The following is a 25,848-nucleotide window of genomic DNA, read 5'->3' on the forward strand; positions in this document are numbered from 1 at the left end:
ACCCCGGTGCAATCCAACACAAGCCGCTTGCGTACTTTCGGTGCAGTGACCTGCTCGCCACGCCAAAGCATCCGCTACCTTCCAGCCAGGGCTCTGTATTCGGCCGGCGTACTGGCGTGCGCAACCTTGAACGCAGCAGTCAGGTGGCTCTGCGAGCTGAAACCACACTCCAGTGCCACATGCAAAATAGGTAGATCGGTCTGCATGAGCAGATCACGTGCATGTTCCAGTCGTAGATTCATCACATAGCGATGGGGCGGCATACCCATGGCGCGCTGGAACAGCCGTCGGAAATGAGCCGGGCTGACACCCGTCTGGTCAGCCAGCGTGCTGATCGAGAGTTCCTGCCCAAGATTCTCGCGAATGAAGACCAGCACTGTATGCAGGCGCGCCAGATGAATATGCGGCGGATAAATACCTCTGCTCGCGTCAACTCGCAGCGCACGATACACCTGCTCAAGCATGACCATGGCCAGTCTTGCCATGAACCCCTGATCAGCCCCTTTCCCAAGACTTAGCTCATCCATCAATTGCCGGGCCGCTGCGCTCACCAAACCATCACTGACGGGCAATGGTGCCTGCGCGCCAGCGCATAGCTCACGCAATTGCCCAAACACGCCATCAGTGCGCTCGGGCAGATAAAAAACCGCGAAATCAATGCTGCCGGAATAGTGCCATTGAGTGGCACAACCGGCAGGCAGCAGCATTGACAAGCGGGGCATCGATGTCGAGCGCAATTCGCCCCCTGCCCCCTCATCCGCCCGCGAGCCACCGAACTGGGTCAGCAGGGCCATGAAGTCAACGGGCGGGACGGATAGATCAGTCGTGTGCAGGAAATAGCGCTCCGCATACAAGGGGATGTCACTGCACACCAGGCCACCCAGCAAGGGTAATCCCAGTGTTTCATGGACCTGTTGTTGCGGATTCATGGGCATCTCGGGATGAGCATATTTTGACAAATATGACCGCTTTTCCGGTGAGTTGTCGATGCCGGGAAGAACAATAATCGACCAAATATTCCGCCACTCGCCTTAAAGCGAGGCAGGCACAACCGCCCGCCCGCATGACTGATCACAGCCAGGAGAACAGCATGAACAAGAAGACCGTCACTGTATTCGGCGCCACCGGGACCGCCGGCGTCGCGTGCGTCAATGAGTTCATTCGCCAGGGCCTGGTCAATATCAATGTGCTGGCGCGCCGCTCCGGCCAGGTGGAACACTCATCGTCGGGCATCAGCAAGAGCGAGGCGCAAAAACAGCTGCAGTACGCCGAATGGGCGCGTCAGGGCGTGACCATCAAGGAGGTCGACGTCACCATTGCCCAAGCGCTGGTCCCGGCGCTGCGTGGCACCGACTACCTGGTGTCCTGCGTGCCGCTCTACGCCACCGAATCGCAGATGCCGCTGATCTTTGCGGCCAAGGAAGCCGGGGTCGAACGCTTCGTGCCATCCGAATACGGCGCGATCTACGAGTTCGAGCAGTTCTGGCAGACCGACACCACGCACCGCTTGATGGCCCGGCAGAAGGCGTTCATCCGACGCATGATCGAACTGGCCGGCATGGACTACACCATCATTCCGGCCGGTGCCTGGATCGAGTACTACATGCTCGAGCCGGTGATGGTGATGGGTGATCCCGACGCCAGGCTGGCCTGGTCGACCGGCGCGGATGTCGGCCGCATCATTCCACATGTGCTGGCCCACCCGGCCTCGCGCAATGCGATCTGCCCAGTCGCGGCCACGGCCTGGTGTTCGTGGAACGAGCTGCTGGCCGCGCGCGAACAGGCCGCGGGTCGCCCGATCGAGCGTAACGAGTTGACGCCCGAGCAGTGGCGCGCAGCCTACGCGGCTTCCCATCCCGGCGCCATCCAGACCCTGCTGGCGATCGGCGTCGCCATGGTCGATACCCCAGCAGGCATGTCGCTGTGCGGCCACTGGAACAAGACCTTCCTCCCCGAATTCAAGGGGACACCGCTGCAAGAGCTGTTCGTCGACACCGTAGAGCCTTTCGTCGAGGCCACGCGTGCCGCGCTGATCGCCGCCGGCGAACTGCCGACCGACGCCTGACGCGTCTCGATGCCTGGCGTGCAGGCCATAAGAAAAACCGAGCGATATGACGAGGCCCATGATGAAACTGAGTAACCGGATCAACCTGCCTGACATTTCAATGACCGGCTTTGAAACGCCCCTGAACGAGGTCGAGCGCGGCATCCAGGACAGCGTGCATCGCTTTGCCAAGGACTTCATGAGGCCCCTTGGTCAGGAACTCGACAAGATGACCGCAGAGCAGGTGGTTGCCCCCGGCTCGCCGTACTACAGCCTGTTCAGCGAAGCCGCCAAGTTGGGCCTGAGTTCCGATCTGCTGGCCGAACTGCCGCCGGAAACGGCTGTACGCGTCGAGTCTATGATCGGCGAGGAAATGGGCTGGGGCGATGCCGGTCTGGCGGTTTCCCTGGGCGTCAGCACCTTCCCGAACGAGATGGCCAAAGCCGTAGGGAACCAGGAGCTGATCGATCTGAGTGCCGGGAAAATCGGCTGCTGGATGATTACCCATCCGGACAAGGGCACTGATGTCAGCGCCTTCGACTTGCAGCGCGACTGGGTGCCAGGGCAGTTGGGCAACAAGGGCAATCTCTTCGCCAAGGTCGGCGAGCACGAGATCGTCATTAACGGCCAGTGCTCGGCCTGGGTGTCCAACGGTGCGGTGGCCCAAGTGGCTCTGGCCTACATGACCGCCGACTATGGCAACGGCTTCTACGATGCCAATGGCTTGCCCTATGGCATCTCCGTCATCGTGCCCCTGGACTTGCCCGGTGTCAGCAGGGGCAAGCCCCTGGAGAAGATCGGTCAGCGCGCCCTGCCCCAGGGCGAGGTGTATTTCGACAACGTGCGGATTCCCAAGCGCTTCGCCGTGGCCCTGCAGGACGAGTACTACGGCAACGTCGTGTCGACCTGGTCGTTCGCTGGCACCCACATGGCGCAATGGTTCACTGGCGTGGCACGTTCCGCCTTCGAACTGGCCCTGGCCTACTGTCATGAGCGCAAGCAGGGTGGCCAACTGCTGATCAACCACCAGCTTACCCGCTACCGCATCGGCGACATGATGCGTCGTGTCGAGCTTTGCCGGGCTGTCGCCCGGCGCACCCTGGCCTATGCGCGCCTGTCCCCGCAGGGGCACCCCTGTGCCACGGCTTCCGGCAAGGTCACCGTGACCGAAGAGGCCATGCGCGTGGTCAGCGATGCCATGCAGCTGTTCGGCGGCAACGGCCTGACCCGCGAGTACCCCATGGAGAAGTTGTTCCGCGATGCCCGCGCCGCGCTGATCGAGGATGGCGAGAACATGATGCTCACCACCCGCCTTGGGTTCCTTGTCCAGGAGCTCTACGAAGACGGCTGGCCCCAGTACTGATCCCAAACCCGACTGACAATAAACGTTGGAGACAATAGAAATGGCTAAGTATCCCGTAGTTGTCTATGGCGCCAGTGGCTACACCGGCATGCTGACCATGGACTGGCTGATCGACCAGAACATCCCCTTCACCGCTGTGGCGCGCGATGCCAGGCGCGCGCAGGAAATGATGGCGCAACGTGTGGTACGCCTGGAGTCCGCGACCTATGAAATCATCGAGGCCGAGCACAACGTCGAGTCGCTGAGCGCCGCCTTCAAGGGAGCCAAGGTCGTCTGCAACACCGTTGGGCCCTTCGTCAACTTCGGTCTGACCACCGTTGAGGCCGCGCTCAAGGCCGGCTGCCACCACATAGATACCACTGGCGAGCAAAGCTATGTCCGCCAGGTTCGCGAGCAATTTGGCGAACTCTATCGTCAGGCTGGCTTACTGGTTTCACCCTCGCTGTCCTACATGTTCAGCTTCTCCGAGATCGCCGCCGAACTGGCGCTGGAAACCCCCGGTATCGATGTGTTGGAAACCGCCGCCCTGTGCCGCGGCCCGCGTGATGTCGCAGGGGTCAGCCTGGGCTCGGCGGCGTCGATTTTCGAATTGTTCCACAGGGAGCAGTTCTACCTGTGGGAAAACAAGCTGGTGCAGCACCCGGCCACCGCTTCGTTCAACATTGTCGACCCCAACTTCATGCAGCCGGTTTTCTGCCTGCCTTGGGGGGGCACCTCGCTGCCGATTTACTTCGAGCATGATCCGCGCGTGCGCGCCTGCACCTCCGCGGTCGGTTTCTACGACAACAATGTGATGCCGATGGTGCATGGTCTAAGCCAGAAGTGGGAAGCGGAATACAAGCACCTGTCCAAGGAGCAGCAGGACGCGGTGGTGAGGAGCCTGGTAGAGGCCACCACGCCGAGCATGCCGCCCCGCGAACGCACCACCTTGCAACGCAGCGTCGACATCGCTATCGGCCGCGGTCACCTGGCCGCTGTGCGCGCTACCGTGCATGGCGTCACCCCCTATATTTCCACCGGTGCCCTACAGGCCGCGGCGGCGATCAGGCTGCTCGACGACGACACCAACAAGGTCGGCTTCGCTTCCGGCTCCAAGGCTTTTGGACATCGCTATCTGCTCGGTTTCCTGGAAGAGCGCGGCCTGGCCCGTGCCACCGTTACCAAACTCTGATTACCGGCACAGGAACCACTTATGGCCATCATCGACTTTTACGATCGCGGCTGGGGCATCAACCCTGGCGGGGTCGCCTACATCCAGGGCGAGCGCTCTTACACCTTCGACGAAATCGGCGAACTCTCGTGTCGCATCGCCAACAAGCTGCTCGCACTGGGCTTGCCGAAGGAAACCAAGGGTGCCGTCTGGTCAGGTAACGACGTCACCGCCTGGGCCTGCACGCTGGGTCTATGGCGCGCCAACATGACCTGGATTCCCGTCAACGCGCGCAACTCGAGCGAAGAAAATCACTACATCCTCGACGCATTCGATTGCGAGGTGATGTTCTACCAAAACGATTTCGCGCCAATCATTGCCGAGCTACGGCCCAGGCTGCCGAAGATCAGGCACTGGATCTGTATTGATTCCGAAGCTGTCGATGCACCCTCGTTGGAACTATGGAGTGCCGGCCAGGCATCGAGCCGTCCCGAAGTCACCTATGACATGGACGACGTAGTGGCGGTCTCACCCACTGGCGGCACTACAGGCACGCCAAAGGGAGTGATGAACACCCACCGCAGCCTGCAGACGTTCATCGCCCACTTCATGCTGACCTGTGCTTATCGCAATGGTGAAAAGCCGGTGAATATGGCCGCCGCACCGATGACCCACACTGCCGGCCTGTTGGCCGTACCCTGCACGGCGCAAGGTGGCACTGTCGTGGTCATTACCAAACCCGATCCGGCATTGATGTTGAACGCCATTGCGCAACACAAGGTCAGCGAGCTCTTTCTGCCGCCAACGGTGATCTACAGGCTGTTGGAAATTCCCGGTATCGAGAAGCTGGACTTCTCTTCGGTGAAGTACCTGATGTACGGCGCGGCTCCTATGTCGGTAGACAAGCTGAAGAAAGCTATCGGGGTTTTCGGCCCGGTCATGACCGGCGGCTATGGTCAGACCGAAGCACCGGCCAGTATCGCCAACTTTCGTCCCGACGAGCATCTGGTGGACGGCCAATTCGCCGACGACGAACGCCTGTCCTCGGTCGGCCGCCCCAACCCGCTGGTCCGCGTCGAAGTGATGAGCGACACCAACCAGATCCTGCCGCGCGGTGAAACCGGTGAAATATGCGTGCGCGGCGACCTGATCATGAAGGGTTACTACAAGCAGCCGGAGAAGACCGCCGAGACCATCATCGACGGTTGGCTGCATACCGGCGACATCGGCCATATCGATGCCGAAGGCTATCTGCACCTCACCGATCGCAAAAAGGACATGATCATTTCCGGCGGTTTCAACGTTTATCCCAGCCAGGTCGAGCAAGTGCTGTGGGGACATCCGGCCGTTCAGGACTGCGCCGTGATTGGCGTGCCCGATGAAAAATGGGGCGAGGCCGTCAAGGCCGTGGTCGAGCTCAACCCAGGCCAGGAAACCACCGAGCAAGAGCTTATCGAGCTGTGCAAAGCCAGGCTGGGCAGCGTGATGGCACCGAAGTCGGTCGACTTCACTACCAGCCTGCCACGCAGCCCGGTGGGCAAGGTGCTGAAAAAAGAACTGCGTCAGCCGTATTGGGAAAACTCGGCTCGCAAGATCTGACACAACCGGAGGGATGCGAACTGGACACCAACCAACTGAATATAAGGAATTTTCAATGAGCAATATCTATATCGCCGGCATCGCCATGACCGTTTTCGGTCGCCACATCGAACGCAGCCTCGACGACTTGGCACGCGAGGCTTTTCAGGGCGCATTGAAGGACGCCCACTGCAGTGCCGCCGATCTCGATATCGCATTTTATGCCGGCATGACCAATGGCCCGTTGCAAGGCCAGCTCTCGATCCCCGGTCAAGTCGTGTTCAGCAAGATCGGTATTCAAGGCATTCCTATCTATAACGTCGAGAATGCCTGCGCCTCGGGTAGCTCAGCCTTCAATCTGGCCGTGCAAAGCCTCAAGGCCGGTACAGCCAGTATCGCGCTGGCGTTGGGCGCGGAAAAGATGAACATCCCGGATAAACTCAAAGCCCTCTCGCTGTTCGAGGCTGGTTGGGACGTATCTTGCGCCGAAGAGAATTATCAGACGCTGGTGAAAATGGGCGAAGGCGTGGTGCCGCCCGCCGGGTCGGAATCGGACAAGCCTTACAGTAAGTTCATGGCCATCTATGCCGCATTGTGCCGCCAGCATATGAAAACCTACGGCACCACACAGCGGCAGATCGCAGCGGTGTCGGCAAAAAACCACACTCACTCGGTCCATAACCCTTACTCGCAATTTCGCAAAGCCTTCAGTATCGACGAAATCCTTGCCGCCCCTCCGATCACCTACCCGCTCACCCTGCCAATGTGCGCGCCGCTGTCGGACGGTGCAGCCGCCGCCATCCTGTGCACCGAGGAAGGACTCACACGCATCGGTGCCGACAAGAGCCGCTGCATCAAGGTAGCGGCCAGTGTCATCCGCAGCTTCAGCCATCGCCGGCTCGATCAGCCGGAACTGAACGTCGGTCACCTGGCAGCTAACCTGGCCTATGACCTGGCGGGTCTGGGGCCACAAGACATGCATGTCGCCGAAGTCCATGACGCCTCGGCGATGGGCGAAATCATTCAGGTCGAAAACCTGGGCCTGGTCCCGTTCGGTCAAGGCGGACCCGCGGCTGAACGTGGCGAATTCACCCTGGGCGGACGCATCCCGGTCAATACCTCGGGTGGCCTGGAATCGAAAGGTCATCCGCTCGGTGCTACCGGGATTGGCCAGCTCTACGAACTGGTGACGCAACTGCGCGGAGAGGCTGGCGCACGCCAGGTTCATGGCGCACGCCATGCAATCCAGGAGAACGGCGGCGGCTTGCAGGGTATTGAGGAGGCAGCGGTCGCGATCCACATTCTCAGCAAATAGTGCTTGTCAGCAAAAAAATTGTAGTGGCGAAACCAATCAAAACAAGAAGGATAAAAACATGTTCCGAAACAAAGTGGTCGTCATCACTGGCGCAGGATCAGGCATCGGTCGGGAGTTGGCTATCCAGATGGTGGAAGCTGGCGCACATGTCGCCCTGTCGGACATCAACCAGGTGGGTCTCGACAAAACCATGAAGCTGTTGCCTGACGCCAGCAAAGCGAAAAGTTACCTCCTGGACGTATCGTCCTGGGACGCCTTCCAGGCTCATGCCGACGAAGTGAAGCGCGATTTTGGCACGGCGCACTTCGTCATCAATAACGCGGGCGCCGCCGTCATCGGGACAGTTGCCAATACCTCCATCGATGAGTACGAGTGGCAACTGGGTATCAACCTGTGGGGCGTGTTGTACGGTACCAAAGCGTTCCTGCCGATGATGCAGGCCCAGCGGGAAGGCTGCATCGTCAATATTTCCAGCGTATTTGGCCTGGTGGGCTTCCCGATGCAAAGCGCTTACAACATGTCGAAGTTCGCCGTACGTGGTCTGACCGAAGCCTTATGGTCGGAACTCGAAGGTAGCGGTGTACGCGCCGTGTGTGTGCACCCTGGCGGAATCCGAACCAATATCGAGAAGTCCGGACGACGTTGCAAAGCCGCCGGTAACACAGAAGAAAGGTTCACGGCACTGGCAGACAAGATGCTGCTGACGCCAGCGGCGGATTGTGCCGGCGACATCATCAAGGGGCTGCGCAAAGGAACCAAACGCATTATCACAGGGAACAAATCGAGCACCTTGTTCTGGATAAGCAGGCTGTTCCCCAATAGCTATCCGGCACTACTCAAGCTGCTTGGCTGAGCCCCAGAAGTTACAAGATGTCTCTGCATGGTGCGAGGCGTCACCACCTATCAGGAACAACCCCATGATCGACAGTTATACCCGCAAGCTTTTTATTTCTGCCGCTTGTTTCAACGTACTCGCGGGTCTTCCATTACTTGTAGCTCTGCGCCCCGTAGCTGCACTGTTGGGGCTGCAAATTACCCCCACCTCAACCCTCTTCATTCAACTCACCACGTGCCTGGTTATCGTATTCGGCTGGGCCTATTGGATGATCGCTCGCGATCCGCTGCACTATCGTCCCTATATCCTGCTCGGGGTAATCCTGAAAGTACTGTTCGTTGTGGTGGTTTATGGTCACTGGCTGGCGGGCAGCATCCCCTGGCCATTACCAGTAGCGGCATCGGGAGACATCGTCTATGCATTACTGTTCTGGCGTTATTTCCAGCGTGCTGAGCGTTGAACTACGTCGTGCTGACCGTCGATGCTGCCGGAGCATCAAGGATTGAGCCAGGAAAATCGAGAGTGTCAGATTTTTTGTGTACGGGCCGGTAACGACCTGCCGTCGGGCAGACCTGGCTCTTCTGTGGGCGAGCTTGCTCGCGATAGCGGCCTGCCAAGACAAACGCACCCAGCAACCAGGCCGGCAGATGTACACCCTCAAAAATCCACACCGCCTGAAAATCGGCGTCCTTGATCTCACATTTTGTTACCGCATACCCCAGCCGGGTGTAAAAAACTGCCTTGGTAACAGCCTCGCAGGCAGCCTCCCTCCCTGCGCTCACTTGCCTGTCAAGCCCATCCCAGAGCGCTTTACGCACTTTCTCAAACGCCCAATCCGCGAATTGGCCGGGTGATTGCATATGCTTGTCTGTACAAGTATCTGCGTGTGCATAAGACATATTGCCAAGCAGTACTCGTTCTCTTGCGTCACAAGCGCTTTCGATGGTCCCTGGGAATAAAATAATGAAAAAAGCATTTCTCACCCTTTCTGCATTAGCTTTGTGTGTAGCTGCAGGTTCTGCGCTGGCCAAGGAGTACAAGGAGTTGCGCTTTGGCGTCGATCCCTCTTATGCCCCGTTCGAATCCAAGGCCGCCGATGGCAGCCTGGTGGGCTTCGATATCGATCTGGGTAACGCGATCTGCGCCGAACTGAAGGTCAAGTGCAAGTGGGTCGAAAGCGACTTCGACGGCATGATTCCCGGCCTCAAGGCCAACAAGTTCGACGGTGTGATTTCCTCCATGACCGCCACGCCAGCACGTGAGAAAGTCATCGATTTCTCAAACGAGCTGTTCTCTGGCCCGACCGCGCTGGTATTCAAAAAAGGCGTGGCCATCGGCACCGACCCGGCCTCCCTCAAGGGCAAGAAAGTCGGCTACGAGCAAGGCTCCATCCAGGAAGCCTACGCCAAGGCCGTGCTGGACAAGGCCGGGGTAGAAACCCAGGCCTACGCCAACCAGGACCAGGTCTACGCTGACTTGACTTCCGGTCGTCTCGATGCAGGGATCCAGGACATGCTGCAAGCCGAACTGGGCTTCCTTAAGTCGCCACCAGGCGCCGACTTCCAGGTCAGCGAGCCGATCGAAAGCCCCCTGCTGCCAGCCAAAACCGCCGTGGGTATCACCAAAGGCAACGCCGAGCTCCAGGCCTTGCTGAACAAAGGTATCCAGGCACTGCACGACAATGGCACCTATGCGGCCGTCCAGCAGAAGCACTTTGGCGACCTGAATCTGTACAGCGGCAAATAATGACCCTGCGCCCATTTGCGGATGGGCACTTTTTTGATCGATGTAGGGCTGCCCAATGCTAGAAAACCTGTTGATGATCCTGGGGCTGTCAGGCTTCAGCCTCAAGGGCTTCGGCCCGCTGCTGCTGCAAGGCTCCTGGATGACTGTCAAATTATCCTTTCTGTGCTTGCTGGTGAGCGTTGGCCTGGGCCTGATCGGCGCCAGCGCCAAGCTTTCGAAATCGGCACTGCTGCGCGTCCCTGCGCAGGCCTACACCACGCTGATCCGCGGGGTGCCGGACCTGGTGCTGATGCTGCTGATCTTCTACAGCCTGCAAACCTGGCTGACCTCGTTTACCGATTTCATGGAATGGGAATACATCGAGATCAACCCGTTCAGTGCCGGGGTCATTACCCTGGGCTTCATCTACGGGGCTTATTTCACCGAAACCTTCCGTGGCGCCATCCTTGCCGTACCGCGAGGGCAGATGGAAGCGGCTACCGCCTACGGCCTGACCCGCGCTCAGCGCTTTCGCTTGGTGGTGTTCCCGCAAATGATGCGTTTTGCCCTGCCGGGTATCAGTAACAACTGGATGGTGATCCTCAAGGCCACGGCGCTGGTGTCGATCATTGGCCTGGCCGACCTGGTCAAGGTGGCCCAGGACGCGGGCAAGAGCTCCTATCAGCTGTTCTTCTTCCTGATTCTGGCCGCCTTGATTTATCTGGTGATAACCACCGTTTCGAACTACGTCTTGCGCCGGATGGAAATCTTCTACGCCGCAGGTACCCGGGAGGCCGTGCGATGATCGAACTTCTACAGGAGTACTGGAAACCTTTCCTGTTCCAGGACGGCAATCACATCACCGGGCTGGCCATGACCCTCTGGCTGCTCAGCGCCTCGATCTTCTTCGGCTTCGTGATGTCGATCCCGCTGTCGATTGCCCGGGTCTCGGACAATGTCTGGGTGCGCTGGCCGGTGCAGTTCTACACCTACCTGTTTCGCGGAACGCCGCTCTATATCCAACTGCTGATCTGTTACACCGGCATTTACAGCCTGGCCGCGGTGCGTGCTCAGCCCGTGCTGGACGCGTTCTTTCGCGATGCGATGAACTGCACCATCCTGGCCTTCGCCCTGAACACCTGCGCCTACACCACGGAGATCTTCGCCGGGGCAATCCGCAGCATGGCCCACGGTGAAGTCGAAGCGACCAAGGCTTACGGACTGACCGGCTGGAAGCTGTATGCCTACGTGATCATGCCGTCGGCCCTGCGTCGTTCGTTGCCGTACTACAGCAACGAAGTGATCCTGATGCTGCACTCGACCACCGTGGCCTTCACCGCGACCATCCCGGACATTCTGAAAGTCGCACGGGACGCCAACTCGGCGACCTTCCTGACCTTCCAGTCGTTCGGCATCGCCGCGTTGATCTACCTGGCAGTCACTTTCTCTCTGGTCGGCCTGTTCCGCCTGGCTGAACGCCGTTGGTTGTCTTTCCTCGGCCCGGCTCACTAATTCAGGATGCTTGCTCATGTACAAACTGACCGTTGAAAACCTGCACAAAAGTTATGGCAACCATGAAGTCCTCAAGGGCGTTTCGCTGAACGCCAGGACCGGCGATGTGATCAGCCTGATTGGCGCCAGTGGTTCGGGCAAAAGCACCTTTCTGCGTTGCATCAACTTCCTGGAAACGCCCAATGACGGCGCCATGAGCCTGGACAACCAGCCGATTCAAATGGTCCATGACCGCCACGGCATGCGCGTGGCTGACGCCAATGAACTGCAACGCATCCGCACTCGCCTGGCCATGGTGTTCCAGCACTTCAACCTGTGGAGCCACATGACCGTACTCGAGAACATCACCATGGCCCCACGCCGGGTGCTGGGCGTCAGCAAGAAGGACGCAGAGGATCGCGCCCGGCGCTACCTGGACAAGGTCGGTTTGCCGGCACGGGTGGCCGATCAATACCCGGCGTTTCTCTCGGGTGGTCAGCAGCAACGGGTCGCCATTGCCCGTGCCCTGAGCATGGAACCGGAGATCATGCTGTTCGATGAACCGACGTCGGCCCTGGACCCGGAACTGGTCGGCGAAGTACTCAAGGTGATCCAGGGGCTGGCCGAAGAAGGCCGCACCATGATCATGGTGACCCACGAAATGAGCTTTGCGCGCAAAGTGTCGAACCAGGTGCTGTTCCTGCACCAGGGGCGGGTCGAAGAACAGGGTGCGCCCGAGGACGTATTGGGTAACCCGAAAAGCGAGCGTCTGCAGCAGTTCCTCAGCGGCAACCTGAAGTGACAAGAGCGCCTTCGAGCAACCGCAGGGTCGCTCGAAGGCATACTCAATGACGCTTTACATCTCAACCTGTGTACCCAGCTCTATTACCCGATTCAATGGCAATTTGAAGTACTTCAGATTGCTATTGGCATTCTTCAGCAAAAACGCGAACAGGCTTTCTCGCCATCGGGCCATACCGATGCGCTTGGTCGGGATCACCGTTTCCCGGCTCAGGAAATAGGTGGTGCGCATCGGGCTGAAGTCCAGCTCGGCCAAGTGACAGAGACTCAACGCCAAGGGGACATCGGGCTCCTCTATAAAGCCAAAGTGCAGACTGACCCGGAAGAACCCTTCACCATAGGCTTCAACCTCGAACCGCCGTTCAGCGCTAACGCGAGGGCTGTCTTCAGACACCACGGTGAGCAATACCACCTGCGCATGTAAAACCTGGTTGTGCAGCAAGTTGTGCAGCAGCGCATGCGGAACGGCATCGGCCCTGGCTGTCAGAAATACCGCCGTGCCTTGTACCCGATGAGGAGGCTGCGTACGGATGCTGCCGATGAACAGTGGTAGAGGCAGCGTGGTTTCATCCAGTCGTTCAACGATGATCTTGCGACCCCGTTTCCAGGTGGTCATCAAAATGAACAGGCCAATGCCGGCAATCACCGGGAACGCACCACCCTGAAAGATCTTCGGAGCATTGGCCGCGAAGTAAAGGCTGTCTACCAGCAGAAAACCGAGCAGCATCGGAATGGCCAACCAGCGAGGGGTTTTCCATAGCAGCAGGACGACGGCCGAGGACAGGATGGTGGTGATCAGCATGGTGCCCGTCACCGCGACCCCATAAGCAGCGGCCAAAGCACTGGAAGACTCGAAACCAAGCACCAACAGCACAACACCGACCATCAACGCCCAGTTGACCGTGCCGATGTAGATTTGCCCCTGCTCCTGGCTGGAGGTGTGCTGGATAAACATGCGAGGGACATACCCAAGCTGGATGGCCTGGTGGGTCAGGGAAAATGCGCCTGAGATCACGGCTTGAGAAGCGATGATGGTCGCCAGTGTGGAGAGTGCGACCATCGGCAGCAGCGCCCAGCCCGGCGCGAGCAAATAAAATGGATTGCGCACCGCCTCCGGGCTCTCCAGGATCAAGGCTCCCTGGCCAAAATAATTGAGTAGCAGTCCTGGTAAAACCAGAATGAACCACGCGCGGGCAATGGGGTTACGACCGAAGTGCCCCATGTCGGCATACAGTGCTTCGGCGCCCGTCAGCGCGAGTACCACTGCACCAAGGATGGCCACGCCGATTCCCGGATGGGCAATAAAAAAATGCGCTCCCCAGTATGGATTGAGCGCTTGCAGTACTTCCGGTCGCTGGGAAATGCCATAGATCCCCAGCACACCCAGCACGACAAACCACAGCACCATCACTGGGCCGAACAGAATACCGATGCGAGCCGTGCCGTGTTTTTGTATCAAGAACAGCGCCACCAGCACGATCAATGACAAAGGCACCACCCAGTGCTCTATTCCGTCAAACGCCAGCTCTAGCCCCTCAACCGCAGAGAGCACCGAGATAGCCGGGGTGATCATGCTGTCCCCGTAAAAAAGTGCCGCACCGAAGAGGCCAAGCAGAACGAGTACTTTACTCATAGCCGGATAGGGGGCTGCCGCCCGACGGGCCAATGCCGTCAGCGCCATGATCCCGCCTTCACCCTGGTTGTTGGCGCGCAGAATGAACAGCACGTACTTGATCGAGACCACCCAGATCAACGACCAGAAGATCAACGACAGAATGCCCAGCACGCCATCGTGGTTGGCCTGGACACCGTAGTGACCGGCAAACACTTCCTTTAGGGTGTACAGGGGGCTGGTGCCGATATCTCCGTACACCACTCCGACAGCTGCGATGAGCAGTCCCACCGCTGAAGTTTTGCGATGGGGTTCTTCAATTGCATGGATCGCTGTTTCGCTCACTTTCTACGTCTCGAGTATTGAGGGCCGAAAACGCATTCCGTGAGATTTCAAGGCCGGTGGACTTCAGTGAAACCGCCATCGACTTCAGATGAGCAGCAAATTGCACAGCCAAGTGCTCACTCTTTCCGAAGGGCCTGCGACAGCCCCACGCCACCTTCTACTCCCCTGCAAGCAGCGTCGAAAACCCTGAGGAAATTTGAGGGTAATAACGTAGAAGTTGAGAGATATGAGGCATAAAAGCAATGTCGGTTTTGCCAGCCAGTATCGTTGCGAGTAACAAAAGCCACCGTAAAAAAAGCGTAAATTTAGAGCCTTTTTTGCATCCCAGGTTGAAGATATTTGTATTTTCAAAAAGCTATCTGCGGTTGCGCCAATCGCTAATCAAGTAATCCCGGAAAACTTCGCTTGAGGGACGATGCGGCGCATAAAAGGCGAGCTCACGCTCGACCTCGTAGTTTGGTGGCGCACGCGTTTCCCTGTAGGAGCTGCCGGAGGCTACTCCTACGGATATTTCGTTATATGTGTTCCCCCGGATTCCGTGAAGAACCTTATCTTATGCAGTCTGTCGACGCAGGGTCAGGATGGCTGCTGCGAAGCAGATGAAGGTCGACCCTACCACCCAACTGACCCACCGGGACAAGTCAGGCCGCGTCAGCACGCCCCTGGCCCGGGAGGCAAGCGCGGCATACAGGCTCAGCGACGCAACCGACAACGCCATGAAGATCGAGGTGAGGATCAGGAACTGCGGCAGCAACGTCGCACTCTGGTCGATGAATTGCGGGAACAACGCAGTGAAGAACATCGTCGCCTTAGGGTTGGTCAGCGCCGTCAGGAAAGCCGACTTGTACAACTTCAAGCGCGTGGGCCTGCTCTTCTTCGAACCATCCTGCATACCGTCCACGAGCATCGGGCTCTTTTTGAACAACTGCCTGACACCCAGGTAGAACAGATAGCCGGCACCGATGACCTTCACCGCATTGAACAGCCATTCGGAACTGGCAAGCAACGCCCCCAGGCCCAGCATGGCAGCGGCAGACAGGCAGAACAGGCCACTGGCATTACCAAGGGACGACCACACTGCGCTGCGCTGTCCGTGGGCCAGGCTGTTGTTGATCGCCATCAGGGTCGCAGGCCCTGGACTGGCAATGGCAATCGCAGCAACCAAGGTAAAAGCAAGAATCGAGTGAAATTCCATTTTCAAAGCTCTTAGTGGGATCGGCGCTGCATATTACAGCAGGTGATGGGTCTACACGTCACATGACACTCAGCTACCTGGCTAAAGAGGTGAGAGGTCGGCGCGCTCATCCGCACTCGAGCCGAAAGCTCATCGACACGACGCGCCGAGGTGTAATTCAACTTCAGCCAATCGATGGCTTTCGCGATCCGATACCCCTGGCCATCGACAGACGTTATTTGTCGAAGCCGGCTCGCCTGATCACTCTGCAAGAGACGGTAATGAATCTCGCGCTGAATCAAGGGGGCCAGAACAGGGATGGACTCAGGCTCATCGAGCAGTGCCAGTAAACGCTCGAACGACGCCAGCATCGCGGGGGTCACTCAACCAATTCCTACCCCCTTCGCAACCGGTCGATCACGGGTTGGCGGCAAGTCACTTTGCGTTATCAGCTCCGCCAGCATGCGCAGATCGAGTTTCAACGTCAGCCCCACGCATGGCTGTTCCGGGCTTGCCGCCAGCACTTCTGAATTGGCAGGCAAGTCCAATGAGGTGATCAGAAATCGCGACCTGTCATAGGGGTAACCTTCGCCACCTACCCAGAGCAGTTTCTGATTGACTGGCAGAGACCTTTGGAGCCCAGTAATCAGCTGACTGATCAGAAGAGAATCCTCCTCTGGATTTTCACAAGCGAGTATTTACTTGAGCCCCAGTGGTCCTCTGCGCTACGAGAGTCCAGCAACAGCCGGTGGGGGGAAAAGTAGGGGGAATCCATTTCATGGACCAAAATCACCCTCGAAGAACCCGAGTTGCTGACTGCCCATTGGCCCACTGCCGATTCAAGTGGTGCGCTTGCATTATCACGCCTGTTTGCAAGCCAACGAGTCAGTCCCCACGCAGAATCAGTGCATGCGCGCCATCCCACTCGGCGAAGATTTTTTGCCCGCAGTGCACGCCGAGCAAGTTGTAATCGGCATGCCGTTTCTGCACCTGCAACTCAAGCCCGCCGCTGGCTTCGAGATAAATGTTGACCATCGAACCGATGAACTCTTCACCGATGACGGTGCAGTTCAGCCGGTTGCGTCGCATAGGCTGCGCGGTCAGGTCGATATGCTCGGCGCTTACGCAGACCGTAACGTGCTCAGCGGGAACAACGGTTTTACCCTCCGGCAGCCGCGCCAGGAATCCACCGTGCTGCGAATCGAGGCAAACCAAACCGCTATCGTCGAAGCCAACGACAGTGCAATCAAGGATGTTTTTACCGCCAACGAACTCGGCAACGAAGCGGTTGTGAGGCTCAAGGAAAACTTCCTGCGGCGAGCCGATCTGTTCGACCCGGCCTCGACTCATGATCACTACTCGATCGGCCATTGCAAAGGCTTCGGATTGACTGTGAGTGACGTAGACAAAAGTGATACCCAGGTCCTTCTGCAGTCCAGTCAGCACGCCTTGCATGCGCACACTCAGATGAGCGTCGAGGGCGCTCAGGGGCTCGTCGAGCAGCAGGATCGGCGGTTCGGTGACCAACGAGCGCGCCAACGCCACGCGTTGCCGCTGGCCACCGGAGAGCAGGCTTATATCGCGAGTGGCGAACTCCTCCAATCCAAGCCGCTCAATCCACAGTAGTGCCTTCTTGCGTCGCTCAGCCTTGGCCATCCCTCTCATTCGCAGACCGAACTCGACGTTCTCCAGCACGTCAAGAAACGGGAACAGTGCCAGGTTTTGCCAGACCAGCGGCGTCTCCCGTTCCCAGGAGTAGAGATCATTGATGCGCTCACCGTTAAGACGAATTTCGCCTTCACTGGGTTTATCCAGCCCCGCGAGCATGCGCAGCGTTGTGGTCTTGCCGCAGCCGCTCGACCCCATGATTGCGACGAACTCACCTTTGTAAATCTCCAGGTTCATACGCTCGACAGCCTGATAGCTACCGAAATGTTTAACCACGTTGTCGAATACCACCAACGGTTGAGTCATGGCTGAATCCTTCGTGTTCGGATGATTGTCAGGTTGGTATCAGGCACTGGCGGGCTTACGCCGCCGCATCAACAGCAGTTGCGCGAGGATCACCAGGGTCATGGTCGTGATAAAGACGATGGTGCCGATTGCGTTGATGGTCGGGCTCACCTGTCCTTGCAGCGTATTGAGGATGCGCACGGGCACCGTTTCGTTAAGCCCCGACACGAACCAGGCGACAGCGAACTCATCGAAGGAAACGGCCATGGTCACGAACAGCGCGGCGAAAATGCTCGGCGCCGTGAATGGCAGGATCACATAACGCATGGCCTTCCATTGATTGGCCCCCAGGTTCCAGGCCGCCGCCTCAATGTTCGGATCCATCTGCGCCAGGCGCATCCTGATGACCGCCATTGCGAACGGTGCGCACATCACGATATGGCTGATCATCACCGCGTAGATCTCGCCGGAAAGTCCGACCCGCGACAGGAAGGCCAGCATCGCCAGCCCCATGATCACCACCGGAATGGTGGGCGGCAGTAGCGCAAGCGCCATGTAGATCGACTTGCCGAAGAACGAGTAACGGAAGTCCGTGTAAGCCGCCGTAAACCCAAGCAGAGTTGAGACCAGCGACACGACCACACCCACCGTCAGGCTGTTCCTGAATGCCTGCCAGACCGCCGGATCGCTGGCGATCATCTCGTACCAGTGCAGGCTGAAGCCGCCCAGCGGCAAGGAAGGGAAACGGTCAATGTTGAACGAGAACACGAAGCTGCCGGCAATCGGCAAAAAGATGAAGAGGAACACCAGTACGACAAAGCTGCGAAGCAAGAAGTTAATCAGCCGATGCTCGTTCATGCGCGCCTCCGGTAAGCGAAGCGAACCGCACCAAAAGCCGCGATGAGCAACGTCACAATCATCATCGTTGCGATCACCGCCGCGCGTGGCCATTGCTGGCCGGACTTGGTGGTGTCAGTAATCAGCGTACTCAAGGTCGGCGGCTGACCACCCCCCAGGTAGAGCGGGCTGACAAAGTCGCCGAAGGTCAGGATGAAACAGAACAGCGCCGCAACCACGATGCCGATCCGCGCCGACGGCACCACCACCAGCAGCACCGTTCGCAATCGTCCGCAGCCGAGGTTGTGCGCGGCCTCAATCAACGAACGATCGATGTACATCAAGCTGAACAGTTGCAGCAAAACCACCAATGGCAGACACAGCGTGAAGTAGCCAATGTAAGTACCGAACGCTGTATTGAGCATGGCAAACGGCTCCAGCCCAAGCAGACCGAGCGCTGCATTGAAGATGCCGTTATCGCTGAGGAACACCTGCCATGAATAGGTGCGCACCAGATAGCTGGTGAAGAACGGAGTGACCAGCAGCAACACCAGCAGCTGCTTTGCCGACTCGCGAAACTTGAAGGCGATTGTGTAAGCGCAGGGAAAGGCCACCAGGCTGACCAGCACAGTGGCACCCGCCGCCATGGCGAGTGTATGGACGTAAGCATCCCAAAAGAAGCCGCGGCTGAGCATGTAGCTCCAGTTTTGCCACTCGAACGTCGGCACCATCCTGAAGTTACGTACAAGCCAAAAACTGATGGCCACCAGAAATGCCAGCGGAAATACGAAGAAAATCAATTGCCAGATCAGGATAGGCATCGAGAAACAGAGGCCAAACCAGGGCAAGCGCCACACCCTCCTTGAACGGCGCTCTGTTCGGGCACCTGCATTACCGGAGAGTACCGACGGTGAAGTCTTCAACTTGTCTGAAATCATAGCGACCACCTCCACTCGTCTCGTCAAGCACCCTTGTATTGCGACCAGAAGTCATTCCACTCATCCAGACTCTGCCGGACCGGAAGTTCGCGGTACTTGATACGACCATCGCGTATGTCATCCATGACGTTGCGCTGACCGAGCAGCATGCCCTGGCGCTTCGCCTCGGCGGGATCGGTCTGGTTCAGCAGTTCCCAGCCCTTTTTGCTCGGGATCAGCGCGGGATAAGCGGCCATCTTCGCCGACTTGACCTGGCCTTCAGGTGAAGTGATGTATTGGATGAACTTCTTCGCCAGCTCCGGGCTGTGGGCTTTTTTAGCGATGCAGTAAGACTCCGTCCATTGCAACCCGCCCTCCTTCGGCAATACGGTTTTCACCGGTGCGCCGGCACGTTGCAAGACACCGGTGATCCAGTCGCCGATGCCGCACATGGCATGGACCTGACCGTTTTTCAGTGAAGAAAAGGTTCCGCCGTAATCGAAGAAACCGCCGATTTGCGCACGCAAGCTCATCATCTTCTGCTGCACCGTTTGCCAGTGCGCGGTATCGATGTCGTACGGGCGCGCGTTGCCATTCATCAAGCTGATCTGTCCGAGATTCGGCAGGTGCCAGTCGAAGTGTCCAACCTTGCCCTTGAGGCTTTCGTCCCAGAACACGTCATAGCTGTGCACCTTGGCTTCGGGAACGAGTTGGGTGTTGTAGGCGATGCCGAGGAAGCCAAAGCGAATCAGGACCGAGTAGAGCTTGTCCCCCTGCCAGTGGCCGGGGAAATGCTGGAACTCTGGGTAGAAGTCATCGAAGGGGTAGTCAGCGGGGTCAAGTTGCTCGATGTACTCGGCGGCATTGAGTTGCTGGACATATTCGGCATCGGACAGAATCAGGTCGAAAGTGCCCGGCGGGGACTGTGAGATCAACCCCAGCATGTTGTCGCCGCCGGTGTAGTACTTGGCCCGGACCTTGACCCCATATTGGCGCTCGAAATCAGCGACGATGTCCGGCTCTGCGTGTCCAGCCCATGCGAGTATGACCAGTTCTTTTTCCGCTACGGCGAAGCTTCTCAAGGGCAGCAAACCAGAAAGCGCGGCGGTGCCTGCCAGAATGCTGGTGGTCTTGAGGAATGTACGGCGTGAATGGTCGATGCGATTTTTCATTATTGTCTCGCCTGGTGATGGAAAGTGGCTCAGATGAAAAGTGCTCCTGTCCGTCTCATCCTTTTGCTCTTGCCTGCTGCCTGCTATCGCTGCCAACCACGGCATCATTCGCTGGCTGGATGCATTGCAGCAGGTCGCCATCACCCGTTTTTGTGCGCGCTCGACCTGGACTTTGTCAGATCCGACTCATGCCCCTTCTCACGCAAAAGCGACGAGCCTTAATCCGATAACCGGACAGAAATGACAAATCAGAGGGTGATTTGTCATTTACGGGTCGGATTTAGACAATTCTGCACCCTCTCCCTCTGATCGAATTGATTCATGCGCCGCCTTCGATTCCTGCAATCTGGAAGGTCGGCCAGACGATAGGCAAACGCCCCCAACCACCGGTTAAAAATGACCAACGGTCAAACGCTTTCAGAGGCTGTATAGATGAACAACAGTGTCGTTATTGGAGAACTCACCTGGCCTGCGTATGCAGAGAAGGTCGCTGCCGGCAGCCCAATCTTTCTGCCCGTGGGTGCACTGGAACAGCATGGACATCACATGTGCATGGAAGTCGATGTGCTGCTGCCTACCGCGATATGCAAAGCGGTAGCGCAGAATGTCAGCGGCCTGGTCTTGCCTGCCCTCGCCTATGGCTACAAATCTCAGCAGAAATCAGGCGGCGGCAACCACTTCCCGGGAACAACCAGCCTCGATGGCGCCACGCTGACCCATACCGTGCAGGACATCATCAGAGAACTTGCCCGCCATGGCGCACGCAAACTGGTGATGATGAACGGGCACTTTGAAAACTCGATGTTCATTGTCGAGGGCATAGACCTTGCCCTTCGGGAGCTTCGCTACGGTGGCATCAACGACTTCAAGGTCGTTGTGCTGTCCTATTGGGACTTCGTCAACGATCCTGCCGTCATCGAAAAGTTGTATCCCGAGGGATTCCTCGGCTGGGATATCGAGCATGGCGGTATTTTCGAAACCTCTTTGATGCTGGCCCTGCACCCCGACAAGGTCGATCTGAGTAGTGCGGTTGATCATCCTCCCGCGACCTTCCCGCCTTACGACGTATTTCCCATCATCCCTGAGCGCACGCCGGCCTGCGGAACACTGTCATCCCCTAAAGGTTCTTGTCGCGAGAAAGGCGAGCTGATTCTCGAAGTCTGTGTCTCTGGCATCAGCGCCGCTGTGCGCGAGGCTTTTGATTTGGACACCTGAAGAACACACGGACGTGCCGAAACGAGTACTCACGGTTATTGCTTCACCCTCTCCAAGTAAAATAAAAAGGGTAAGTCTCATGTCCAGCAGCTCAACCTTGGCCCCAGGCCTCAAGCAGCGTCACGTCACCATGCTGTCCATTGCCGGTGCCATTGGCGCCGGCCTGTTCATCGGTTCAGGACACGCCATCGCCTCGGCGGGGCCGGCCGCCATCCTGGCGTACATTTTTTCCGGCACCCTGGTCGTGCTGGTGATGCGCATGCTGGGAGAGATGGCCGTAGCGTCGCCCGATACAGGATCGTTTTCGACCTACGCCGAGCGGGCGATGGGACGCAGCGCCGGCTTCACCATCGGCTGGCTGTACTGGTGGTTCTGGGTACTGGTCATTCCGATTGAAGCCATCGCCGCTGCCGCCATCTTGCACGCCTGGTTTCCCGCCATTCAGACCTGGGAGTTCGCCATAGCGGTCACGGGCCTGCTGACATTGACCAACCTGTTCAGTGTCGCCCGGTACGGGGAGTTCGAGTTCTGGTTCGCCATGCTCAAAGTCATCGCGGTTCTGGGGTTTATCGCGCTTGGCGCACTTGCCCTGGTGGGCGGATTACCGGATACGACGGTGAGTGGGGTCGTTCAACTAAGTCATGAGTTCGGTGGTTTCATGCCCAATGGCATGACCGCCGTCATCGGCGCGATGCTCACCACCGTGTTCAGCTTCATGGGCACGGAAATCGTCACCATTGCCGCTGCCGAATCGCAAAACCCCTCCAAACAGATCACCCGCGCGACCAACTCCGTCGTCTGGCGAATGGGGATTTTCTATATCGTCTCGGTATTCCTCATCATCTCCATCGTCCCCTGGAACGACCCCATGCTCATGGAAGTCGGCTCTTATCAGAGGGCGCTCGAGTTGATGAACATTCCACACGCGAAAATGATCGTCGATATCGTCGTGCTGATTGCTGTAGCCAGCTGCCTCAACTCAGCCATCTATACGGCGTCACGCATGGTCTACTCCCTGAGCAAACGCGGTGATGGTCCTCGAGTGCTGCAGAAGACGTCGTCTTCAGGGGTGCCTTATATCGCGGTGCTGGCCAGCACAGCGGTCGGTTTTCTGACCACGGCACTCAATTACTTTGCACCCAACGAAGTCTTCTCCTTCCTCCTGGCCAGCTCCGGTGCCGTTGCGCTGCTGGTCTATCTGGTCATCGCTGTTTCGCAACTGGTACTGCGCAAGAAAATGAATGCTTCGCGGCAACCGATCGCGTTCAAGATGTGGTTTTTCCCTTGGCTCAGCTACCTGGTCATTGCCTGCATCTTGAGCATCCTGGTGGTCATGCTGATCTTGCCGCAGCATCGCATGGAAGTGGTTGCGACGGGTGCGCTGACACTGTCCATCGTCTGTATGGGCGCAATCTTCAACTCCAGGAAGAAGACAGTGCAAGCCGTCGACATCGCACGAACCGAAAACGCTTGAAGCGCTATCCCCGATAGCAACACTCATCCTCGTTCACCTCTTTCCGGCCGCTCTCCACCACAGAGCTGGCCGGTTTTTTTGTTGATCACTCATGCCTTGCTCCCCACGTTTTCTACACCCCTCCAGCCAATCGAGACTCATGACATCTTGCGTGCATAATCCTTTCGTCACGGTCTATTGACCGGACACACCGTGTAAAATCCTGAAGCCTGTAAACAGGGCTTACAATCATAAAAACGAGATGACGTTGCCCGTGTCGGCAGCTTGCCGCGGCGCATGTCACTGATGCAGTTGAGGAGCGTTAATAATGGCGAAACTCCAGGTGGCGAAACCCGCCGCAGGACGTTCGGCGAATGAACAACGACCGGTGAAAACCGTGGGTTTTCTGGTCATCCCCAACTTCACCACCATCGGCTTCGCCTCCGCCGTGGAAACACTGCGCATGGCCAATCTGGCCGCACGCAAACCGATGTTCCGTACGGTCATCATCGCCGCCAGCCTGGAGCCGGTGACGGCCAGCAACGGCATGCGCATCCTGCCTGACCATACCATCACCGATGCACCCAAACTCGACATGCTGTTCGTTGTCGGATCAAACCCGATCGTCTCCAATCACGGCAGCCGACCACTGCTCAATTGGCTACGCAAGCTGGCGCATGATCAGGTACCACTGGGCGGGATCTGCACCGGCAGCCACTTGTTGGCGCGCGCCGATCTGCTCAAGGGCTATCGCTGCACGATTCACTGGGAAGATATCGAAGCACTGAAGGAGCGTTTTCCGGGGATCATCATTTCCAACCAGTTGTTCGAGCTGGACCGTGATCGCTACACCTGCTCCGGTGGCGTGGCCTCCATGGACATGACCCTGCAGCTGATTGCCCGCGAACCTGGTGGTCGCGATATCGCAGCCCATGCGGCCGAGTTGTTGTTGTGTGATCGGGTACGTAATGCACAGGAACAACAGCGAGTGCCATTGCGGCAAAAGCTGGGTACCTCGCAGCCCAAGCTCAGCCAGATGGTGGCGATCATGGAAGCCAATCTCGAGGAGCCGGTGGGCCTTGAGGAACTCGCGCGGTTGAACGAGGTGTCGGTGCGCCAGCTCGAACGCCTGTTTCACAAGCACCTGCAGCGCACGCCGAGTCAGTACTACCTGGAATTGCGCCTGGCACGGGCGCGTCAATTATTGCTGCGCAGCGAATCGCAGGTACGTGATATCGCCCTCGCCTGCGGCTTCGTTTCCCCGGCGCACTTCTCCAAATGCTACAGCCGTTTCTTTGGCGTATCGCCGATGGGTGAGCGCAAGCAAGTAGCGGCGGTGCATTGATTGGCAGGTTGGCATTCAACATTGATGTCAGCTGGAATGGCCTCTTCGCGAGCAGGCTCGCTCCTACATTTATCTTTAGTGAACACAGAATGTGTGTCCGCTAAAGATCCCTTGTGGGAGCGAGCCTGCTCGCGAAGTCATCCTCGAGGACACCTCAGTCTGTCAGTCCTGCAACGCCTTATGCGCCGTTTCCCGGCTCGCCAGCATGGCAATCAATGCCACCGCCGCTGCCGCCAGCAGATACCAGGCCGGGGCCATTTTGTTGCCGGTCAGTTGAATCAGCCAGGTCGCGATAAACGGCGCGGTGCCGCCAAACACCGCGTTGGCGATGTTGAAGCTGAAGGCGAAACCACTGAAGCGGACGCGGGTGGGAAATATCTCGGCGAGGAAACACGGCAAGGTGCCGTCGTTCATCGCCAGGATCGCGCCGAAAGCAATCTGGATCATCAGAATCACCATCAGCGGTTGATTCTCCAACATCCCGAACAGCGGAAATGTCAGCGCCAGGAACAATACTGAAGCGGTCAGCAGCATGGTTTTGCGCCCGAACCGATCCGACAGTTTGCCCATCAGAAAGATCAGCCCGATGTAGGTCGCCAGGGATACCGTGGACGCCAGGAACGAATCACTTTCGCTCATGCCCATTTCGGTGGACAGGTAGGTTGGCATGTAGCTGAGCAACAAGTAGAACGCTACCGCATTCAGGCAGGTCGCGCCGATCCCGATCATCACACTGCGTCGGTGCACGGTCAGCAATTCGCGAACCGGAGCGTGGGTTGCGCATTCCTTTGCTTCAAGGCGTTTTTCCATCTCCAGGAACTTGGGCGTGTCTTGCAGACTCATGCGGATGTAGCGCCCCACCAGCCCAAATGGCGCTGCCAGCAGGAAGGGTAAACGCCAGCCCCAGCTGTGCAGATCCTCGACACTCATCCACGCATGCAGGCCGGCGACAAAGACCGCGCCGAAGAGCAAACCAGCCGCCGTACTCGCCGGGACAATGCTGGTGTACAAACCGCGTTTACCCTCGGGCGCATACTCGGCGAGAAAGGCCGATGCCCCGGCGTATTCACCTGAAGCGGAGAAACCCTGGAACAAGCGAATCAGCAACAGCAAGGCCGGTGCCCACAGGCCGATATGGTTGTAGGTCGGCAGGATGCCGATACAGAAGGTCGAGATCGACATGATCAGAATCGACCAGGACAGCGCACTACGCCGCCCGTATTTGTCACCGAAGTGACCCCAGACCAGTCCCCCCAGCGGGCGGACGATAAACGACAGCGCAAACACGGCGAACGTCGCCAGTAGCGCGGTCGTCTTGTCGGTTTGCGGAAAAAACGTGAGCGCGATGACGGTTGCCAGATAGCCGTAGGCCGCATAGTCGAACCACTCGACGAAATTGCCCATGAAGCTGGCACTGGCCGCGCGCCGCAGGGCCTTGCGCTCGGCGGTCTGTTCAAGTTTCTGCGCCAGGGTCGGCGTCAGGCTTGCGCTTTGGGTGTTCATTGGGCACCTCCGGTGTCAGA

Annotated in this window: 23 protein-coding genes and 1 pseudogene; 14 read left to right on the plus strand and 10 right to left on the minus strand. The window is 58.1% G+C overall.

The features are described from left to right. Positions 1–74: 74 nt before the first annotated feature. Positions 75–929, minus strand: coding sequence for a helix-turn-helix domain-containing protein (locus tag AC3ITA_RS18100; protein ID WP_095946003.1), 855 nt, complete (start codon positions 927–929; stop codon positions 75–77). A 161-nt stretch (positions 930–1,090) separates the two neighbouring features. Between AC3ITA_RS18100 and AC3ITA_RS18105 the strand changes: the two genes are divergently transcribed. From AC3ITA_RS18105 to AC3ITA_RS18135, 7 genes are all read left to right on the plus strand, one after another. Continuing rightward, on the plus strand, positions 1,091–2,065 hold the full coding sequence (locus AC3ITA_RS18105; protein ID WP_489278130.1) for an NmrA family NAD(P)-binding protein: 975 nt from the start codon (positions 1,091–1,093) through the stop codon (positions 2,063–2,065). Between the two features lie 58 nt (positions 2,066–2,123). Then, a complete protein-coding gene (locus tag AC3ITA_RS18110) occupies positions 2,124–3,407 on the plus strand; it encodes an acyl-CoA dehydrogenase family protein (RefSeq protein ID WP_095946005.1) in 1,284 nt (427 codons plus the stop codon). A 40-nt stretch (positions 3,408–3,447) separates the two neighbouring features. After that, on the plus strand, positions 3,448–4,578 hold the full coding sequence (locus AC3ITA_RS18115) for a saccharopine dehydrogenase family protein (protein ID WP_489278131.1): 1,131 nt from the start codon (positions 3,448–3,450) through the stop codon (positions 4,576–4,578). A gap of 21 nt (positions 4,579–4,599) precedes the next feature. Continuing rightward, positions 4,600–6,156, plus strand: a complete 1,557-nt coding sequence (locus AC3ITA_RS18120) for a class I adenylate-forming enzyme family protein (RefSeq protein ID WP_489278132.1) — start codon at positions 4,600–4,602, stop codon at positions 6,154–6,156. Between the two features lie 55 nt (positions 6,157–6,211). Continuing rightward, a complete protein-coding gene (locus tag AC3ITA_RS18125; protein WP_489278133.1) occupies positions 6,212–7,450 on the plus strand; it encodes a thiolase family protein in 1,239 nt (412 codons plus the stop codon). Between the two features lie 58 nt (positions 7,451–7,508). Further along, on the plus strand, positions 7,509–8,303 hold the full coding sequence (locus AC3ITA_RS18130) for an SDR family NAD(P)-dependent oxidoreductase (protein ID WP_489278134.1): 795 nt from the start codon (positions 7,509–7,511) through the stop codon (positions 8,301–8,303). Between the two features lie 64 nt (positions 8,304–8,367). Beyond that, positions 8,368–8,745 carry a hypothetical protein gene (locus tag AC3ITA_RS18135; RefSeq protein ID WP_489278135.1) on the plus strand — a complete coding sequence of 126 codons (378 nt, stop codon included), beginning with the start codon at positions 8,368–8,370 and terminating at the stop codon, positions 8,743–8,745. Position 8,746: 1 nt separating this feature from the next. Here the strand turns inward: AC3ITA_RS18135 and AC3ITA_RS18140 are convergent, their stop codons facing one another. Continuing rightward, a complete protein-coding gene (locus AC3ITA_RS18140; protein ID WP_489278136.1) occupies positions 8,747–9,145 on the minus strand; it encodes a hypothetical protein in 399 nt (132 codons plus the stop codon). Between the two features lie 103 nt (positions 9,146–9,248). Here AC3ITA_RS18140 and AC3ITA_RS18145 point away from each other — a divergent pair, with 103 nt between their 5' ends. From AC3ITA_RS18145 to AC3ITA_RS18160, 4 genes are read left to right on the plus strand one after another with little or no spacing between them, the layout of a single operon-like run. Beyond that, positions 9,249–10,031 (plus strand): transporter substrate-binding domain-containing protein, encoded by a 783-nt coding sequence (locus tag AC3ITA_RS18145; RefSeq protein WP_489278137.1) that lies wholly within the window; start codon positions 9,249–9,251, stop codon positions 10,029–10,031. Between the two features lie 55 nt (positions 10,032–10,086). Then, entirely contained in the window at positions 10,087–10,815 is a 729-nt protein-coding gene (locus AC3ITA_RS18150; protein ID WP_095943613.1) for an ABC transporter permease, read from the plus strand. Then, positions 10,812–11,522 carry an ABC transporter permease gene (locus tag AC3ITA_RS18155; protein WP_489278138.1) on the plus strand — a complete coding sequence of 237 codons (711 nt, stop codon included), beginning with the start codon at positions 10,812–10,814 and terminating at the stop codon, positions 11,520–11,522. The genes AC3ITA_RS18150 and AC3ITA_RS18155 overlap by 4 nt, the downstream gene beginning before the upstream one ends. Positions 11,523–11,538: 16 nt before the next feature. Further along, entirely contained in the window at positions 11,539–12,303 is a 765-nt protein-coding gene (locus AC3ITA_RS18160; RefSeq protein WP_007936956.1) for an ABC transporter ATP-binding protein, read from the plus strand. Positions 12,304–12,357: 54 nt separating this feature from the next. Here AC3ITA_RS18160 and AC3ITA_RS18165 read toward each other — a convergent pair whose 3' ends face one another. From AC3ITA_RS18165 to AC3ITA_RS18195, 7 genes and pseudogenes are all read right to left on the minus strand, one after another. Beyond that, complete coding sequence (locus tag AC3ITA_RS18165) at positions 12,358–14,259, minus strand: potassium transporter Kup (protein WP_489278139.1); 1,902 nt, start codon at positions 14,257–14,259, stop codon at positions 12,358–12,360. Between the two features lie 553 nt (positions 14,260–14,812). Further along, positions 14,813–15,454, minus strand: coding sequence for a LysE family translocator (locus AC3ITA_RS18170; RefSeq protein WP_095943616.1), 642 nt, complete (start codon positions 15,452–15,454; stop codon positions 14,813–14,815). 89 nt (positions 15,455–15,543) lie between these two features. Beyond that, a pseudogene (locus tag AC3ITA_RS18175) lies at positions 15,544–16,047 on the minus strand (AraC family transcriptional regulator); the annotation flags it as partial. 271 nt (positions 16,048–16,318) lie between these two features. Next, positions 16,319–17,407 (minus strand): ABC transporter ATP-binding protein, encoded by a 1,089-nt coding sequence (locus AC3ITA_RS18180; RefSeq protein WP_489278140.1) that lies wholly within the window; start codon positions 17,405–17,407, stop codon positions 16,319–16,321. A gap of 39 nt (positions 17,408–17,446) precedes the next feature. After that, a complete protein-coding gene (locus AC3ITA_RS18185) occupies positions 17,447–18,244 on the minus strand; it encodes an ABC transporter permease (RefSeq protein WP_489278141.1) in 798 nt (265 codons plus the stop codon). Beyond that, positions 18,241–19,161, minus strand: a complete 921-nt coding sequence (locus tag AC3ITA_RS18190; protein WP_489278142.1) for an ABC transporter permease — start codon at positions 19,159–19,161, stop codon at positions 18,241–18,243. Before AC3ITA_RS18190 ends, AC3ITA_RS18185 begins: the two co-directional genes overlap by 4 nt. A gap of 23 nt (positions 19,162–19,184) precedes the next feature. Continuing rightward, positions 19,185–20,312 carry an extracellular solute-binding protein gene (locus AC3ITA_RS18195; protein ID WP_489278143.1) on the minus strand — a complete coding sequence of 376 codons (1,128 nt, stop codon included), beginning with the start codon at positions 20,310–20,312 and terminating at the stop codon, positions 19,185–19,187. 432 nt (positions 20,313–20,744) lie between these two features. Between AC3ITA_RS18195 and AC3ITA_RS18200 the strand changes: the two genes are divergently transcribed. The 3 genes from AC3ITA_RS18200 (at position 20,745) to AC3ITA_RS18210 (ending at position 24,325) form a co-directional block, all read left to right on the plus strand. Then, complete coding sequence (locus tag AC3ITA_RS18200) at positions 20,745–21,527, plus strand: creatininase (protein ID WP_489278144.1); 783 nt, start codon at positions 20,745–20,747, stop codon at positions 21,525–21,527. A gap of 79 nt (positions 21,528–21,606) precedes the next feature. Continuing rightward, positions 21,607–23,001 (plus strand): GABA permease, encoded by a 1,395-nt coding sequence (gabP, locus tag AC3ITA_RS18205; RefSeq protein ID WP_095943622.1) that lies wholly within the window; start codon positions 21,607–21,609, stop codon positions 22,999–23,001. 307 nt (positions 23,002–23,308) lie between these two features. Beyond that, positions 23,309–24,325 (plus strand): GlxA family transcriptional regulator, encoded by a 1,017-nt coding sequence (locus AC3ITA_RS18210; protein WP_095943623.1) that lies wholly within the window; start codon positions 23,309–23,311, stop codon positions 24,323–24,325. Positions 24,326–24,487: 162 nt separating this feature from the next. Here AC3ITA_RS18210 and AC3ITA_RS18215 read toward each other — a convergent pair whose 3' ends face one another. After that, a complete protein-coding gene (locus tag AC3ITA_RS18215; RefSeq protein WP_414928225.1) occupies positions 24,488–25,828 on the minus strand; it encodes an MFS transporter in 1,341 nt (446 codons plus the stop codon). Positions 25,829–25,848 lie beyond the last annotated feature (20 nt).

This window comes from Pseudomonas sp. GL_090, from assembly GCF_057837765.1.

Bases quoted from the DNA above. Each gene is read 5' to 3' on its own strand.
- AC3ITA_RS18100 (WP_095946003.1), bottom strand. From the start codon at position 929: ATGAATCCGCAACAACAGGTCCATGAAACACTGGGATTACCCTTGCTG.
- AC3ITA_RS18105 (WP_489278130.1), top strand. From the start codon at position 1,091: ATGAACAAGAAGACCGTCACTGTATTCGGCGCCACCGGGACCGCCGGC.
- AC3ITA_RS18110 (WP_095946005.1), top strand. From the start codon at position 2,124: ATGATGAAACTGAGTAACCGGATCAACCTGCCTGACATTTCAATGACC.
- AC3ITA_RS18115 (WP_489278131.1), top strand. From the start codon at position 3,448: ATGGCTAAGTATCCCGTAGTTGTCTATGGCGCCAGTGGCTACACCGGC.
- AC3ITA_RS18120 (WP_489278132.1), top strand. From the start codon at position 4,600: ATGGCCATCATCGACTTTTACGATCGCGGCTGGGGCATCAACCCTGGC.
- AC3ITA_RS18125 (WP_489278133.1), top strand. From the start codon at position 6,212: ATGAGCAATATCTATATCGCCGGCATCGCCATGACCGTTTTCGGTCGC.
- AC3ITA_RS18130 (WP_489278134.1), top strand. From the start codon at position 7,509: ATGTTCCGAAACAAAGTGGTCGTCATCACTGGCGCAGGATCAGGCATC.
- AC3ITA_RS18135 (WP_489278135.1), top strand. From the start codon at position 8,368: ATGATCGACAGTTATACCCGCAAGCTTTTTATTTCTGCCGCTTGTTTC.
- AC3ITA_RS18140 (WP_489278136.1), bottom strand. From the start codon at position 9,145: ATGCAATCACCCGGCCAATTCGCGGATTGGGCGTTTGAGAAAGTGCGT.
- AC3ITA_RS18145 (WP_489278137.1), top strand. From the start codon at position 9,249: ATGAAAAAAGCATTTCTCACCCTTTCTGCATTAGCTTTGTGTGTAGCT.
- AC3ITA_RS18150 (WP_095943613.1), top strand. From the start codon at position 10,087: ATGCTAGAAAACCTGTTGATGATCCTGGGGCTGTCAGGCTTCAGCCTC.
- AC3ITA_RS18155 (WP_489278138.1), top strand. From the start codon at position 10,812: ATGATCGAACTTCTACAGGAGTACTGGAAACCTTTCCTGTTCCAGGAC.
- AC3ITA_RS18160 (WP_007936956.1), top strand. From the start codon at position 11,539: ATGTACAAACTGACCGTTGAAAACCTGCACAAAAGTTATGGCAACCAT.
- AC3ITA_RS18170 (WP_095943616.1), bottom strand. From the start codon at position 15,454: ATGGAATTTCACTCGATTCTTGCTTTTACCTTGGTTGCTGCGATTGCC.
- AC3ITA_RS18180 (WP_489278140.1), bottom strand. From the start codon at position 17,407: ATGACTCAACCGTTGGTGGTATTCGACAACGTGGTTAAACATTTCGGT.
- AC3ITA_RS18185 (WP_489278141.1), bottom strand. From the start codon at position 18,244: ATGAACGAGCATCGGCTGATTAACTTCTTGCTTCGCAGCTTTGTCGTA.
- AC3ITA_RS18190 (WP_489278142.1), bottom strand. From the start codon at position 19,161: ATGATTTCAGACAAGTTGAAGACTTCACCGTCGGTACTCTCCGGTAAT.
- AC3ITA_RS18195 (WP_489278143.1), bottom strand. From the start codon at position 20,312: ATGAAAAATCGCATCGACCATTCACGCCGTACATTCCTCAAGACCACC.
- AC3ITA_RS18200 (WP_489278144.1), top strand. From the start codon at position 20,745: ATGAACAACAGTGTCGTTATTGGAGAACTCACCTGGCCTGCGTATGCA.
- gabP (WP_095943622.1), top strand. From the start codon at position 21,607: ATGTCCAGCAGCTCAACCTTGGCCCCAGGCCTCAAGCAGCGTCACGTC.
- AC3ITA_RS18210 (WP_095943623.1), top strand. From the start codon at position 23,309: ATGGCGAAACTCCAGGTGGCGAAACCCGCCGCAGGACGTTCGGCGAAT.
- AC3ITA_RS18215 (WP_414928225.1), bottom strand. From the start codon at position 25,828: ATGAACACCCAAAGCGCAAGCCTGACGCCGACCCTGGCGCAGAAACTT.